Source organism: Ignavibacteriales bacterium (assembly GCA_016700155.1).
Classification (GTDB): Bacteria; Bacteroidota; Ignavibacteria; order Ignavibacteriales; family Ignavibacteriaceae.
In genome coordinates, this window is sequence record CP065001.1 from 2,113,123 (window position 1) to 2,129,441 (window position 16,319).

At 38.4% G+C, this 16,319-nt stretch carries 9 protein-coding genes; all 9 read right to left on the reverse strand.

All coding sequences use genetic code 11. The annotated features are described in order from the left end of the window. Nucleotides 1-19: 19 nt before the first annotated feature. The gene (locus IPM56_08910; protein QQS38039.1) at nt 20-3,286 is read right to left on the reverse strand and encodes a T9SS type A sorting domain-containing protein; all 3,267 of its coding nucleotides are present in this window, start codon (nt 3,284-3,286) and stop codon (nt 20-22) included. A 53-nt stretch (nt 3,287-3,339) separates the two neighbouring features. Further along, the gene (locus tag IPM56_08915; GenBank protein ID QQS38040.1) at nt 3,340-4,587 is read right to left on the reverse strand and encodes a T9SS type A sorting domain-containing protein; all 1,248 of its coding nucleotides are present in this window, start codon (nt 4,585-4,587) and stop codon (nt 3,340-3,342) included. Further along, a complete protein-coding gene (locus IPM56_08920) occupies nt 4,587-5,651 on the reverse strand; it encodes a hypothetical protein (GenBank protein QQS38041.1) in 1,065 nt (354 codons plus the stop codon). Before IPM56_08920 ends, IPM56_08915 begins: the two co-directional genes overlap by 1 nt. A 1-nt stretch (nt 5,652) precedes the next feature. Continuing rightward, on the reverse strand, nt 5,653-6,636 hold the full coding sequence (locus IPM56_08925; GenBank protein ID QQS38042.1) for a PorV/PorQ family protein: 984 nt from the start codon (nt 6,634-6,636) through the stop codon (nt 5,653-5,655). 1 nt (nt 6,637) lies between these two features. Further along, on the reverse strand, nt 6,638-9,445 hold the full coding sequence (locus IPM56_08930; protein ID QQS38043.1) for a TonB-dependent receptor: 2,808 nt from the start codon (nt 9,443-9,445) through the stop codon (nt 6,638-6,640). Continuing rightward, nucleotides 9,442-11,013: a hypothetical protein gene (locus IPM56_08935; GenBank protein ID QQS38044.1), complete on the reverse strand. Its 1,572-nt coding sequence runs from the start codon at nt 11,011-11,013 to the stop codon at nt 9,442-9,444. Before IPM56_08935 ends, IPM56_08930 begins: the two co-directional genes overlap by 4 nt. Nucleotides 11,014-11,118: 105 nt before the next feature. Continuing rightward, a complete protein-coding gene (locus IPM56_08940) occupies nt 11,119-13,194 on the reverse strand; it encodes a T9SS type A sorting domain-containing protein (GenBank protein QQS38045.1) in 2,076 nt (691 codons plus the stop codon). A 12-nt stretch (nt 13,195-13,206) separates the two neighbouring features. Beyond that, a complete protein-coding gene (locus tag IPM56_08945) occupies nt 13,207-15,300 on the reverse strand; it encodes a hypothetical protein (protein ID QQS38046.1) in 2,094 nt (697 codons plus the stop codon). A gap of 102 nt (nt 15,301-15,402) precedes the next feature. Then, nucleotides 15,403-16,308: a lipoyl synthase gene (lipA, locus tag IPM56_08950; GenBank protein ID QQS38047.1), complete on the reverse strand. Its 906-nt coding sequence runs from the start codon at nt 16,306-16,308 to the stop codon at nt 15,403-15,405. Between the last annotated feature and the right edge of the window lie 11 nt (nt 16,309-16,319).

Sequence of the window (16,319 nt, forward strand, 5' to 3'; positions counted from 1 at the left end):
TCGCTCAAACTGTGACATGCTATTTTAATAATAACAATTTCTTGACCTCTGAAAACTGTTCTGCATTCAACCTATAAAAATATACTCCGCTCGAAAGATTGGAGGCATCGAATTCTACGGTAAGTATTCCAGCATTGGCTAAACCGTTATATAAAGTACGAACTTTCTCTCCCAGAACATTAAATACATCAAGTTGAATTTCCTGTGTAACTGGTATTGCTACCTTGATTGTAGTTGTTGGATTAAACGGGTTTGGATAATTCTGAGATAAAGAAAAATGTTTCGGGATTTCTAATTCATCCACGACACTTGTAATAATATAAATCGAATCGGTACCACCTGCTTCATAATACCTTGCAGCAAACTCCTGCAAATAAAAATTAGCAGTCTGTGCGTCCTGTATTATCAAAGTGTTTTCATCATTACTGTTTTCAGCAGATGATGACCAGTTATGCGAACCGGTAATTACATAAGGCGTGAATCCAAATGGTTCAGCATCAACTATGGCGTATTTATGATGGAGTAATCCTGATGAAAATCCTTTTAGTCTAATATCCACACCATTGGATTGCAAATACGCGAATTGTGTTCCCGTATCTGTATTGTTACTAAGAATAACCCTCGCTTTATTTCCACGGTTCTTAACTGCAATAACAGTATCCGCAAGTTCTCTTCGTGTAAAAGTCAGGATAGATGAGTTGATTGATTTTTCAGATTTGGACAGCGTTTTTCCAATTTGCAATGTTGTTTGATCGCTTGGGCTGAAATAACATTGTATTTTTCTGCCGGCAACAATAAAGTTGTGAGGAGTGTTATTCAATTTTCTTGAACCGAATCTTGAATTGACTGAATTTGGAGTATCCGTATTACTTCCCCACTGTTCATTAAATTCAAGAGTGAATGCCCCTGCTAATGCGACATCCTGAATCTCCAAAAAGTTTTGCGCATCTTCATTTGTTCCCGGATCGGTTGGATTCCATGAACCTGTTAATACCCATACACTGTCAGCCGCACCGCCTCTGTAATCTATCACAAAAAATTTATTATGATGCAGACCACTTCCATCATTATTACCAAACCTGTCATTGATATAAGGAATTCCTGCAGAAGTAATTGTTGTCCAAGGTGCTGTTGTTCTTGTATCATATTCACCGATTACGCGGACTTTTACACCACGATTTTTGGCATTTACTAAAGCAGTTGCAATAGAAGCACCAACTCCCCCACTTAAGCTGTATAATGCAACGTCAACTGATCTCTTTGCATTATTTATCCTGTTAATTAATATAGATGTAAAATCAGCATTTTCATTTGCATTGATACCGGAAGAAACACTTGTGTTCACATTTTTATTAAAATAAATATTCATCTCGCCGGTAGTCGGGGATGCCGAAGTAGTACTTGAAACAAGATTCCCTGAAAAACTTGTGTCGGTTCCTGCTACCGAAAACGCCTGAACATTATAGATAGTTGCAGTGTTAAGCCCGCTTATAGTAACATTATGTATTGTCCTCAGGTCATCATCAGGACTTATAATACCAAGTTCGTAGTCAGTTGTTAAGCCATATCTGATTCGTGAAGTGCCGGGATTAATCGTATGCCATTCAAGCGTAATTGAACTTGAAGTCAAATCAACCTCTTCCGGAAATTTTTCAATTATTGGTCCGTCGGAAATTATTTCAGATGGAATTCTCGGCATCAACTGATATCCTCCTATAAAAGGCAAAGCCGTTTTAAACTGGCTTAATACACCCACTACATCGAACCTGCCTGCAGGCGCAACCATACCGATTATTTGTGTGTTGTTATCAATTCTTATCTGAACAGTATCTGATGTACTTGAACCTGTTAACATATAATTTTTATATGCCCAGTTCGCAACGGGAGTTCCGTTCAGTTCACTTACTAAAACTCCGTTAACACGAACTAAGCGTCCTTCATAATTTTCAATTCCATTTATCCCGTCGTTGCTTAATTGTGTCGGTGTTGCGAGTAACGGTTCAACAGAATTGCCGCTGCTGATCACCGAATGAAGTAAAGGAAATTCAAGTTGATTTAATCCGTTAAACTGAGTGATTGTTCCCGATACAAGTACTTCATCACCAATCTGAACTGCGTTTGAAAAATCAGATCCAAAAATCGAAATACCACCGCTGTTATCCTGTATATAACCCGGACTTCCAAACTGATTCGCAACAGTTACTACTCCACGAATTGTAACCAGATCGCCAAGATAAATGCCTATTCCATTTTCATCGTTGATTTTAGCCTGTGCAATTGGTATTGATGCACCGTAAACTGTCAGTAATGGTGATGGACTCACTTCAGCTATTAAAGTATCGATGCCTGACTGAAAACTAAATCTGTAATTTCCTGTGAATACGGGGGTTGTTACATCTGCGATTGAAATAAAAACTGAGTCAGCAGAAAATGAAACATTAGTGAATTCAATTGTATCACCATTGACGTTGATTGACGATGTAAAATTTGTAGTTCCAACTTGCGCAGAACTTTGCGACCAGCTAAATACAGAAGGGAAAATAATTTTCAATCGATTAATATTGTAATTAACATCACGGTTATATTTAAAGTTTAAAGTTAAAAGTGAATCGCCGGATACAACTGCAGGATTTAGATTGACAGTACCGGAACCATGTGGTTGTGCTCTTAATGAAAGAATCCAGTTAATGTTTGTAGGAGTGTTTCCTGTACCTCTTGAAGCAGTTGCGTTCATCGTCCAATTGGTTGTCGATGTTAATTCAGGAACACTATCTTCATTAAAAATTATTGAAGTATTACTTGTTGAAGAACCACTGAAATGTACCTTAGGCGCTGTAAGGCTGTTTGCATTTGCCGATCCCCATGAAACTCCAAATACATGCTGCTGTGAACTGTTCCTGATTTGTACTGCCTCTGAACTGCCTGCTATTGAAAATACAGTTCCTGAAAAATATAAAGCATTATTACCTTTAATTGTTACTACATAATCGCTTGCATCAAAATCTTCAGCAAAGGAATTTTCAGCTTTTGCGACAACGACAATTGTTCCTTTTCTAAGGTTACTCCATAGTGTATGATTTGAAAATACAAGCGGCTGCTGGGCAACGCCACTGCTGTTGAAATCCCGAAGCTCAAAATTTCTCAGGTCAACATTTTCTTCAACAACCAATAGTTCAATCCACTCATCATTTCCGCTTGAGTTGTATATCTCATTGATGAATACTGATTGGGAGAAAGTTGAAGAAGAGAGAATCAGACAAAACAGGATGATGTAAATGTATTTCATAAAAATTCCAATTGAAAAATATTCAGGAAAGAACAGCGATCTGTATTATTAAACTATTTTATTAATACCATCTTCTTTGTATCAATGAAATCGCCGGATTGTAACCGGTAAAAATAAATTCCACTTGATAAATTTTCCCCATAAAAATCAACTTCATAAACTCCGGGCAATTTGTGTTCATTAACAAGCGTGATGATTTCATTACCAAGTACATCAAATACTTTTAGGGATGTTTGATGACTGAATTCACGATTTGGATTTATGTAAGGCACCGTAAATTTAATTTTTGTTTCCGGGTTAAATGGATTAGGATAATTTTGTTCAAGAATAAATTCCCGTAAGGTTAAAAGATTTTCATCCACAGAAGTTGGTGTTGACTGGAATTCAAAGTCAGCAAATACCGGAAGATGATCGGATGCATAATATAAAGCATCGGCAGTTTGCTGAGATACTAAAGTGAACGGCTCTACGTTTACTGATTTATTAAAATGAAGTCCGTCATTTCCATACGCTCTGAAAGTACCTGGGAGATAATAAACCCCTCCGCTATCCTTAACTGACTGAGAAATCAAAATGAAGTCAAACCTGTCATCAAGCCCGCCGGTTGAGCCGTTGTTTATAACCTGACTCAGGCGTGTTGATTGAGTATGAATATCTGCAAACGAACTGTTGTTATTCCAGTTGCCTGGTCTATTCAAAGGATCAAGAAGATATCCCGGCGATGTCTGATCAAGTAATTTTTGATATGCCGCTTCGCCTGAAGTGTACAGATTAAAATCCCCGACAAAAATAAAATTACTTCCTGACGGCAGTGCATCAGTCCGGTTCCGTAAAGCAGTCACTTCTGAAAGCCTCTGCTGTTCTTCAGCAGTACCCTGCCCTGCTTTAAGATGTGCAGCAAAAACTCTTAATGTATCACCCGTAAAATTATGTTGAAGGATGTAATGATCAATCTGTCTGAGTGAAGTATTGATAACCAGAAAACCAAGCAGTGTAAAAAGCGAATCCTTATAGTAAAGCTGATTATCAGAATCATATCCGTCGGTGTAAGGCGCTGCAGTAAAATCAGAACCAAGCACATCATCTAAAAATTTTTGCTGACCGAAGCTGCTCGTCACTTCATTAATAACAACTATATCCGGTTCAAGATTATTTATTATCAATGAGTAATAAGGATTCCTTGTTTCATAGCTTTCAGGATATGCAAGTAAATTATAGGCAAGTACACGCGCACGCTGGACTGTTTGCGCGTTCATTCCGGGTAAGTACAGCAAGACAATAAGGAATAGAATTTTTTTCATCAGTTTAAATCAGTCGATAAGATGAATCGTAATATCCTGTTATTCCCTGTATCTGCTACATAAAGAATTCTGTCAAAGTGAGCAACACCATATGGCTGTTTAAAAATTGTAGAGTCTCCAAAACCAATGGTTAAATCTCCGTTTGAATTGAACCTGTAGATTCTGCTGCTGTCGGTTTCAATCACATAAATATTTCCTGAATTATCAATAGTAGCTCCCTGCGGACTCGCAAATAAACCGGGCGTCATCAAAAAACTCTCATTGGCACCAAGTTTCATTTGATAGCCTGTAAAATCTGTTGAGCGTACATATTCAAGCCATTGTGTTTTAAAACTATTATCACCTGTCATAGTAAGAACAAAATCGTAGTTTGACCTGTTAAAACTTGTTAACGAACTCACTTTATTTACAGATAATATGCCTGTACTTGTCGGCTGTAATAAGGGAACCCTTCCGATCAATGAATCTCTTCCAGTATTGCCGATAGGTCTGAAGTTCAATATTGAATTATCAGGATCAACAAGGTTTGAGTTATTTGGTCCTGTTCGTGCTACCAGGAATGAATTGTCATAAAACACTGCGACTCCGGTATACATTCTATCTGGTTTATTCAGATCAGAAGCCTGTGGAAGAAGCATTTTGATTGGCGCAGTTTCAATATTATGACCGGCAGAGAATAAATCAATTTTATATAACGCGCTAAAGTTTTGTGTAACACCGTTAACAGTAGTATCGAACTGTGCACATACCAGGAGATTGAGTTTGTAATCCTGAGCCAGGGCTATTGGTCTCTTAATACTTCTGGTACCAAGAATTCCACCGTCAAGATTCATCATTACTATCCTGTCATTCTCCGTATCCGCAACATAAATAAACGGTTCCCTTCCAACCATTACATCCTGAGGCTGGTCAAAACCTTCCCAGGCTGGATTCAACTGAACATATAATGTATCACCGCCAAGATTAGGGTTAGCTCCGGTTGTAACCGGAGGAGTCAGTTTATCATTACAGCTTACAAGAATCATTACTGAAGCAATCAGAATATATATAACTCTTAAATTCATTCTATAGTCCAAGTATTATAGAAAATCTGTGTGCTGAACCAAGCCGCGAAAAATTTGAGTACGCATAATCAAGTGTCAGTTCTGCGATTGATACCGGGGCATTAAGTCCCGCACCGAATGTGTAGTTCTGTTCTTCGACATTAAATTTATAACCACCCCGTATGAAGAGAATATTTTTCCAATTGTATTCAGCACCGGTCGAAAGATTTTCACTGTTATCATTCGGATGGTTTAACTGAATTGAGGTTGTAACTTTATGTTCTTCGTTCTCGTATGGTTCAAACGCAAAACCGATTCTGAAAATTGTAGGAGGAGCAAAGGATTGCCATTCTGATATATTTCTTTTACCAACGAGAACAACATCACCATCAGGCGCAAGATTATTCCCGAAGTTTGAAACTGTAACCGCAAATCTTGTTGAACCAAGTCCCGTCCAGTAATAAGTTCCAAGATCAACCATAAATCCGCGCATTTTCAGTTTGTCCAATGTCTCTTCGATATATCTTACAGTACCTCCAAAACTGAATTGTTCGGTCATCTTTCGGGAATAAGTGACAGCTATAGCAAGATCCTTGTAACTGAAGTATTCACCTGTTCCAAATGGTGCGAACTCTGTGGTCACCGGCATTTCATCCATACCAAGTGTTGTTAATGAAAGACCGAAAGAATTGGTACCGTCAAGATGATAAACTGCACCGACAAAATCATGATTGATATCAACAACCCAGCTATTGTGCGAAAAAATAACCTGGTTCTTTTCAAACTGCACCAACCCGGCAGGATTCCAATACAACGCTGATGCATCATTAGCGATTGCAACAAATGCATCACCCAATGCGGTTGCTCTTCCACCGACTCCGATTTTTAAGAACTGTGCAGTTGAAATTCCCGCACGCTGACCGCCAAGCACAGGAAACAATTGTGCAAATGAATTCGATGAACAAACTGTTAAGAATATTAAAATTATCTGTAGATATTTTTTCATACTAAAATCTTACACTCACGCCAAATTTTATATTTCTTCTCGTAAGATATCTCGCCGGATTATATGGATAAGCCGATATCGGAGCCTGCAAATCCGGGAACCGAGGATCATTCCAGCTGCTTGGAACATCATCGCCAAATTCATACGCTTCACCTGTAACAGGATTTATTATCGCTGAATTTTTTGTATCGAGAAGATTGTTCACTTCCATGAAAACTGAAAATTTAATTCCGCTTAACGCAAAATATTTTTCGAAATTCAGGTCTATCCAGAACCAGTTTTCGCCGATCCCGGTATTCCTTTCTGTTCTTATAAATTCGTATTCAGGTCTTCCTTTTGAATCGTAACTACCTGTGAATACCGCTGGTGTATACCGCTTGCCGGACTGATAAAAAAATCTTACGTAAATATTGTAGTCATCAAGAATACCGGTGCCAAACCCGAATAACGGGTTATCTTTCTCAACATAAAAACTGGTTGAGAGCGAACCCGTAAACGGACGATCCCAGGACATATATTCTTCTTTTATCGATTCATTTAAATCACCCTGAAGAACTAATACACCTTCATCAGCAGATGAGCTTTTACCTGTGATTATTGCATAAGATAAACTCAACGTACCTGAGAACCATTTCCCCATTCTCTTTTTATATTCGAGTTCAACTCCGCGCGACCTTGCATAGTCTGAATTTACATAAGTGATAAATCTCTGTGTTGCAAACCTTGCGGAGGTTATTCTTGCAGTGCGTGTGCTTACATAATCAAATATATCTTTGTAATAAGTTGTAACAGTCAATACATCATCGTTGCTGAATTGCGTGCGCAATCCAAGTTCATACGCAACCGTTGTTTCAGGGTTAAGATTTGGATTACCGAATCTTTGAAAAGATGACTGAGCATTTAACGGATTCAGTTTTGCATAGATGAACTGAGGCTTGGGCCATTTACTAAAATGTCCGTAAGAAAAAAACAATGTCTGGTTATCAGATACAGGGTGAGATATTCCGAGTCTCGGACTTAATCTTGCTTTCCATCTTCTATCGCCGAACCAGCCGAAAGTATCGTTCTTATAATTCTCACGTGTTTCATCCGGAATTGTTACGACATCAGGATTGTTGACCGCATCATCGACATATTTTCCCGGGAACCAGTAATCAAATCTCAATCCGAAGTTGAGAATCATTCCGCTAAAATTAATATTATCCTGTGCATAGAAAGAACCGATAGCGGGATGCACTTTATAAATATCATTGTTCAAGCCAAGTTCACCAATCCACGGTTTATAAATGTCGATCACCTGCATTTCCTGGAACTGAAAATTGAAACCGGCTTTGAATTTATTTTTTTCATCAAAGAAACTCGTCAGATCCCCGCGTATTGAAATTTCTTCAAGATAGTGATCGCGCCACGTGAATGGATTACCTGTATCCCAGAAACCGTCGCCGGGAATAACACCGATGGTATCCCTGTTAATGTTGTAATATTCAATCGGGAAGTTGGTGATATCTTTTGGTTCTGTGTACTGATTAAAGTTAAGTCCGTTTGCATCAGCACGAAGATTAGTATAAAAATGATTTACTTTAAACTCATAAAATGTTTTCGGATTAAGTGTATGCGTTACTCCGACTGAATGATATTTATTGTTGTGTGTAAAAGTATTTGCCTGGTCAAGAATATTCTGATACTCATACTGATAACCGGGACTTGGTTCAACATATTCAAGATTTGACTGAAGTGATTGAGAATTCTGATTTATGTTCAGCGATTGGTTGAATGAATAAGTGAACTTAAGTGTGGGTGAATATTTATAAGTCAACTTACCAAGCCAGAACCAGCTATTCTCTGCTCGCGGCGCAAACCTGCTTCCATAAAAACTGGATGATACTAATTGATTCGCAGTCGGTTTGAAATATCCTTGTGTTATTCCATCACTAATACCCAGATAAAAACTTCCGAAGAAAGTAAGTTCACCGGGAATATTTAAACCTAATGCCGGAAGTAAAGCCGATGTAATTGGTTCGGGACCGCTGAGGTTCGCCTCAACAATGTCAAGATTAAATACGTTAAATGATTCAGTGTTACCGAAATTATCCTTTTTGTAGGAAACACTTCCGCTATACTTAGTACTTCCTTCTCTTGTCTTAACATTCACAACTCCGGAAGTTGCCTGTCCGAATTCAGCATTATAACCACCGGTTATCACTTCAACTTCTTCAATTGAATTTGCACTTAACTGCAAACCAAAGCCAGTACCGGCAAGCGGATCCTGCACAGAAACACCATCGAGCAGAAACGCGTTTTCATAGGATCTTCCGCCGCGAATGTGAATTGAGTTATCGGATTTTATTACTCCAGCCTGTTGAGTTACAACATCAGCTATGTTTTCAACTATTGCTATTTCCAGATCTTCACGAGTTACGGTTCGTTTGCTTTGTGTTTCTTCAACATCCATCAAAGGTTTTTCACCGATAACCACAACATCCTGACCGAGCGTAAGAACCGTCTCCTGCAACTTCACATCAAGTTGAACAGTTTTATTTGCTTCAATCTGAAGTCCAGTGTATTGAACTCCTTTATATCCGATCAGTGAAATCTCAAGATTATAAATACCCGGATTTATATTTTCTATTTTAAAATTACCACTGATATCCGTCGCCGCGCCGTAATATGTACCTTTGATGATAACGTTAACACCGGGTAAGGTTTCGTTGTTTGAAGAGTCTTTTACAGTACCGGTTATTCTGCCGCTTTGCTGTGCAAATGAAAATCCTGCGAGAATAAATAGGAGAACCATCATTAAGTTCTTCATGGTGTTACTCCAAAATCATCAAAGAAGATTTGTTCAAGCAGTTCATCAACATTTTGTGAGCCGCCGTTAAAAAGGTGCAAAGGCGCCCCGATGAAGAATAAATTTTTAGTTTGAGTTCTGAATCCGATTATTCCGAGATATACACCTTCTCTGTTATATAATTCATAAATATTTTCAGAAATAATCTGGTTAGGTTGATACACTCTTATTCTTTGAACATTATCCGTATTTACAAGAGTAGGAAATTCACTCAAACCAGCCAATGGACGCACACTTGCATTTGCAAATAAATTTGCGTTCGCGACACGCATAGAGTCGATTGGTATAAATCCTTGTATTGAAGAAATATCGTATGGATATGAAGATGTAGAATCCTGGAAAGTCATGGAAAATGCAATCTTACCGCCTGAGGCAAGAAACTTACTTGTAAGTACATTAAGTAAATCAAGACTTGGATCAGCGGCAGAATACCAGAATACATATTTAAAAAGTTTCATCGTCTCAGCCATAGTCACTGAAAGGAATGGCAGAGTCTGTTCAGCTAAATTAAATACATCAAACTTATCCGCTAAAACACCACCACCAATTGAACTAAAAGTGGTATTGTAAAAATTTTTCGTAGCAGGCTCAGAAGTACTTGTTCCAACAAAATCATCAAATATCAGAACCTCTCCTTTTGGTTTTTTGATATACCACTCAGATGATGTATCAGGCAAAGATATTACATCAGAAACGGCTCCGGAAAAATCGGCGGCTGATAAAAATATTTTATTGTTCTGATTCAGCAAGAGTCCTGAAAGATTCTGTGAATGTATATTCTGATCCGATCCATTAATTAATATCTGCATTTCGGGTGATGGTGAATCAAGATTAATTCCTCTTACAGTGATCAATCGGGTATTACCAGGAAGTACAACATAATTAGAAGTATCATTTAATGATAAACGGATTTCAGTTATTGATTCATCTCCATCAAGATCAGAGGCATTCCAGTTAAAAGTCATAACAGGAAATGATGTATCAGGCACAAATGATAGTTCATTCCATGCAACTACAGGAGGACTATTTTTAATTGGAAATAATGTTGAAGCAGGTGTAGGGTCTATTAAACCGATATCAAAAAAAAGTTCTCCGGCATCGTAAACATTGTTTCCGTTCCTGTCAACAAACGGTTCGGGACCATAATCTATTCCGTTTTGAACGATGCTTGCATCATATCTTCCATTGCCTTCATTGTCAACAGCGGAAACGAGGAAATTAAATGTAGTATCGGAAGTACCAATAGGCAGTGAAAAAATACTGTCGTTGGAAGTAGTGAATGACCATTTAGTATCAATACCTTCCCACAGAATATAAAAGCCCTGAATTAATCCATCGGGATCATCGCCCCACCAGCTTACATAAATTCTGCTTGGCTGCTGTGCGATTGTTGAATCAGGATACAAAAATAATCCTGTTTCCGGCGCTCTGTTACCCTGCGGCTGATCAGTAAAATCTTCAGTACAGGAAAAAAATCCGAACATTATAACTGCAGCGAACAGGATATTTATGATATTATATTTTTTCAATCTAAAGTTCATTCTAAAATGAAATAAATTTCTTTACAGGGTTAAATATTTCGCGGCGGGTTCTGATAAATCAAAACCCGACGCACAAACCTTACTGATCAAATTCTATTTTACTAGCATCATCTTTTTAACCTGAGCAAATTCACCTGCCTGAATTTTATACAGGTAAATTCCTGAAGCTAATTTTGATGCATCAAAGTTTATTGTGTATGAACCGGCATTCTGGAAATTGTTAACGAGTGTTGCAACTTCCTGTCCGAGTATGTTATAAATTTTCAGAGATACAAAACTTCCGTTTGCAACTGAGTACTTTATCTGTGTGCTTGGATTAAACGGGTTCGGATAGTTCTGAGATAATTCATAACTGTTAATCGGTGATTCTTCATTTACATCAACAGTAAATCCGATAAAGTCATCATCTTTTCTAGGTATAAGTTTGTATTGATTGAATGAATAGTAAAGAACACCAATCAATTCATCGAACATATTGCCTGTACGGACTCTTATCGGTTGTGTTTCTAAAGCTGCATCCCAGAAATTATGATACTGGTGATTACCATCCTGCAATTCAACTCTTGTATTAGATGTGCTTGCATCCGCAACAAACATTTCACCGAAGTTGCTGTTGCCGCCGCCGTTTGGACCTTCATTTCCATCAGCGTTTTCATCCGTCACTGTAATATCAGAATATTTGATCAACACACTTTCCCACTGCTCAGCCTGAATTTGTCCGTTGCTTATCTGATCAATCACAGAAGTAGCAAGTGCTTCAGGTGCCGGAAGTGAATTGCTAGTCGAGTTAATTACAATATCCGATGGAGAATCAATTCCGGTCATCATTGTAACACTGAAATTTTCACCGATTGTACCGGTCACAGTAATATCGTCACCTCTTCTTCTCTGGAGAACTTCTGTTCCGGAAATTCTTAACCCGCTCCACGGACCCGTTCCATTCTGAATGTAAACTATCGGGTTAATGTCCGAAGTATCTGCGGTAACGATACCCCGAACGGTCACTTCATAATTGTTGTATGCGCTAAAGCCGCTGCCGAACGGGCTGTATTGGACATCCTGAATTGTAAGATCCCTGTTCAACACTAAATAAAAATATTTATTCCTTGTTGTATCGGCAGGATTGGTAGTCACATTACCAACATTATCCACCGCTCTTAGATAATAATCAACAAGACTTGAATCTGTTTGTCCCGGAATTACTGCCTGCCAGTTATCACCTCCGGTATTAGTCATACTAAGTATCTGTGTTGCACCTGAATTAACTTTATAATAAAGCTGAGCGTTTGCCACACTGCCGTCAGGATCAACTATTGTAGCGTTAACTGTTACGCTCTGACCTCCGTTTACAAGTACAGGATTTCTTGAGATACTGGAAATTGCGGGCGGAAATTGTGCAACAAGAACATCTTCGGGATAAACCGGCATGATTATCATAAGATTCTGCTGTCCACCAGCATTTGTTCTGTTCTGGATATAACCTCTGACATGTTCAAGAACAGTTCCTGCAAGCGGAGGAGTTCCATTCAAATAATATCTTGACTGGTTTCCAACTACAACCTGAGTATTGTTATTATTAAAAACGACAAAAGAACCATTGCCAATAGCACCCGGTTCTGTAACAGTAACATCTCTTATTTCAACCAGCATTCCTTCCCATTTTTCAGCAAGGATATTTCCTTCACGCGAACCAAGCAATGACAGATCTTCAAGTGTTATTACAACCGGTTCAGGACGAGGCTTTTGATCTATAATTGTTGAGCCGTCAAATTCAATTAAGTCAAATTGAGTTGTCACAAAAAATTCAGTCACAATGCCAGTAAATTTTGCAACAATACCTGAATCAATGGCATCAAATTGCGGCGATGAGCCATTGGGAAACCTTACCAGTATGCCTCCAAAAGCATTTGAGCCGGATGTATCCTGAATATAAACAGCAGGTGCACCTGAATTCAAAGTTGTAACTGTTCCGGTGTAAGCCGGATTCATTACTAAACCGGTAACAACAAGGGTATCACCAAGTAAAGGCGATGGCTGGTCACCATTAGTTACAAGCGATAAAGAATCCTGGTATTGTATATCATACAATGTAACTTCAGGGTATTGAGCAAATATGTTTGATGAGATAAGAAGCACTAAACTTAAAATCGGGAGTACTTTCTTAATCATGATTGACCTCCATTATTTAATAATTAAAAATTTTCCTTTTTTAATTTCGCCGTTCGAATTATTCTTAACCGTAAAAAGATATAAACCTGTAGCAATCGCCTGATCATTATCTGTCAACAGGTCCCAGGCATGTTCACCACCGGCAAATTTCTGCTTACCGTCATTAGCATAGTTTTCAAACCAGCTTAAATCCGAACCATTACTTTCTTTGTTATGCTGAATTCTTTTAATCACATCACCGGCTAAAGTATAAATTGTTATTTCACACTCCGCAGGAAGATTAAAGAAATAAATTTTTCTCAACCTTTCCGATGAACCATCCCATATTGCGTTTGCATAATACGGATTGGGATAAACACCAACTTCTAAATTTGCATCCTCCGATGATGGAGTACCGGGAAGTATTCTTTCAAAATTTGCAAGAGGACTTGATTCGAGTACATCAAGTTCATTTGCCGGATCGCCTTCATCAAATGCTGCAACAGAAAAAATATACTGCCAGCCGTTTAGTAAGTTCGGAACTTCATAACGATACCGGTACTCAACAGGATCATTTGGAAATGTTACCGGCTGTTCCAGTCTTACGTAAGAAAATCCCGTATTGTATCCGACATCATTGTCAGTGCTGTCAAACTGAGCCTGCAGAACCATTGCACCGCGAATATCCTGAGTTTCAGTAAGATCAAATCCTGCCTGAGTTCTATAAATTTTATATCCCTCAAAATCTCTCAGTCCCGAAATTGGATCAACAGAATTTTCCGCGCGATCATCCCAATAAATAATTGCTTTCTGATTTTCCGGAACCACTTTAACAATAGGCGGTGTTGGCGGAGATGGAAGAATGTATCTCGTAATTTTCCCATTGCCGTCAAGATCTTCACCGCTATCCAGAATACCGTTGCGGTTTCTGTCTTCACCAAAATAAGCGCGCAAAGCCCAGTCAGCATTTGAATAAAGATTTATCTTTTGTTCTTCCGTATCTAAAGCAGCAGGATCATCGCCAAATTTTTTAGCGCACACTATTGCAAACACAACATTGATCGAATCACCGGGAGCGAGTGTTGTAAAAGGTCCGTTGGAAATAAGCATTGATCTGTTTGACGGAACTTTTAGCGTGTTGGGGTCTATTCCCTTCTTCCAACGGTTTTGTCCACCAAAATATCCTGACAGTTTTCTATACCTTCCTAAATCATCCTGAGGCGCAAAGAAATTCGGGTCATCAGTATTTCTGAATTGCCAGCTAACAAAGTTTACTGTCGATGCTGTATCCTGTCCAAGTATTACTTTCGCCGGCAATACAGGATCTGAACCGAGTGATTGAACTCCTACATAGCTATCTGTAAAACCAGGATCTCCTGTTGCATCGAATTCATACGCAATTTTTATTGAATCGTTATAACCATTTCCACCCTTGTTAAAGAAAGCACTGCCAGATGGTCTGCCGGTAACCCTGGTATTTCTTACAACAGCATCAGTCCATAAACCTACATATACACTATCGATCGGTGAATTCGACGCATTTTTAATTGTGTAATTCATAATCACAAAAAAATCTGAGAACGGAAAATTCCAGTTATAAACTTCCTGATGAACAACTACACCAAGAGGTTCATGTCCTTCTATTATTTCCCCATTCGCAAGGGTTCTGTTTGAATCGGTAAAATCCATAACAAAATCCTGGTGTGAAATTGCTAGTGGACTATAAAAAGATGATTCAAACAAAGAAGATCTTTCCTGGATCATCGAACCATCCTCATTAGTATACTCAAAACCGCCTCCTCTTGCAGAAACCGAAGAAGCGTCAACTGATGCAGTCGTAACGAATTGGATACTATTTTTTACACCACCAATCCATAGCCCTCCATCAAATATATGTTCAATGCCGCTGCCTAACGGGTACTCACAATTCGGTTGATCCGGCCATAAAGAAAAACCATGACCATACATTCCAAAATTTGTAAGTGTTAATCCAAGGTTACCGATATTTGTAAACTTAGAATTATCATCATCTAATGTTTTGAATATTTTATTTTCGTTTCCGCCGGAGGTTTGAGCGTAAAGAAGAAATGAGGAGCACAGTAGTACAGTTAGTAAATGTTTAATCATTAAAAACCGGTGAATAGAAATAGTTTGATTTTTTGCGGAGTAAAAATAAGCAGATTATACTTATTAAAAAATTAAATAATTGTTACTAATTAAAAATAATTGCTAAAAAATTGCACGCGCATGTTTATCAGCCTGGTATGAACTCCGAACAAGTGGCGAAGATTCAACGATTCTGAAGCCGAGTTTTAATCCCTCTTCTTTGTAAATTTTGAATTCATCCGGTGTAACAAACCTGTCAACCGGTAAATGCAATTTTGTCGGCTGAAGATATTGACCGATCGTTAATATGTCACAACCGTGTTCTACTAAATCTTTCATCAATGCCAAAACTTCATCAGTAGTTTCGCCAATGCCGACCATGATTCCGCTTTTTGTTTTTAATCCTTTGTTCTTAAACCATCTGACCAGTTCAAGACTTCTTTCATACTTTGCCTGCGGACGAACAGCATGATACAATCTTGGAACTGTTTCAAGGTTATGATTTAGAATATCAGGCGGGTTTTGCATAATGATACTAAATGCATGTTCTTCGCCTTTAAAATCAGGGATGAGAATTTCTATTGTACAATCCGGTTTTTCATTTCGTATCAATCTTACAGTTTCCGAGAAGATTGACGCGCCGCCATCTTTCAATTCATCACGATTTACTGATGTAATAACAACGTGCCGTAAGTCCAGTTCAATAACTGAATCAGCAACTCTTCTTGGTTCATTCAGATCAAGTTCATTTGGGATACCGACTTTTATATTACAGAAACCGCAGCTTCTTGTACACGTATCACCGAGTATCATAAATGTAGCTGTCCTGTGATTCCAGCATTCAGCTATGTTCGGACATCTTGCTTCTTCACAAACTGTGTTGAGTTTGTTCCGTCTCATCATGTTGAGAACATCGGAATAATTTTCTCCGACTGGAAGTTTTACTTTAAGCCATTCCGGTCTTTTTCCAAGAGGCGTTTTATTTTTTTCTGCTTCTTCTTTAAATGCGCGTTGATGCTGATTTATCATAAAGTCTTTCC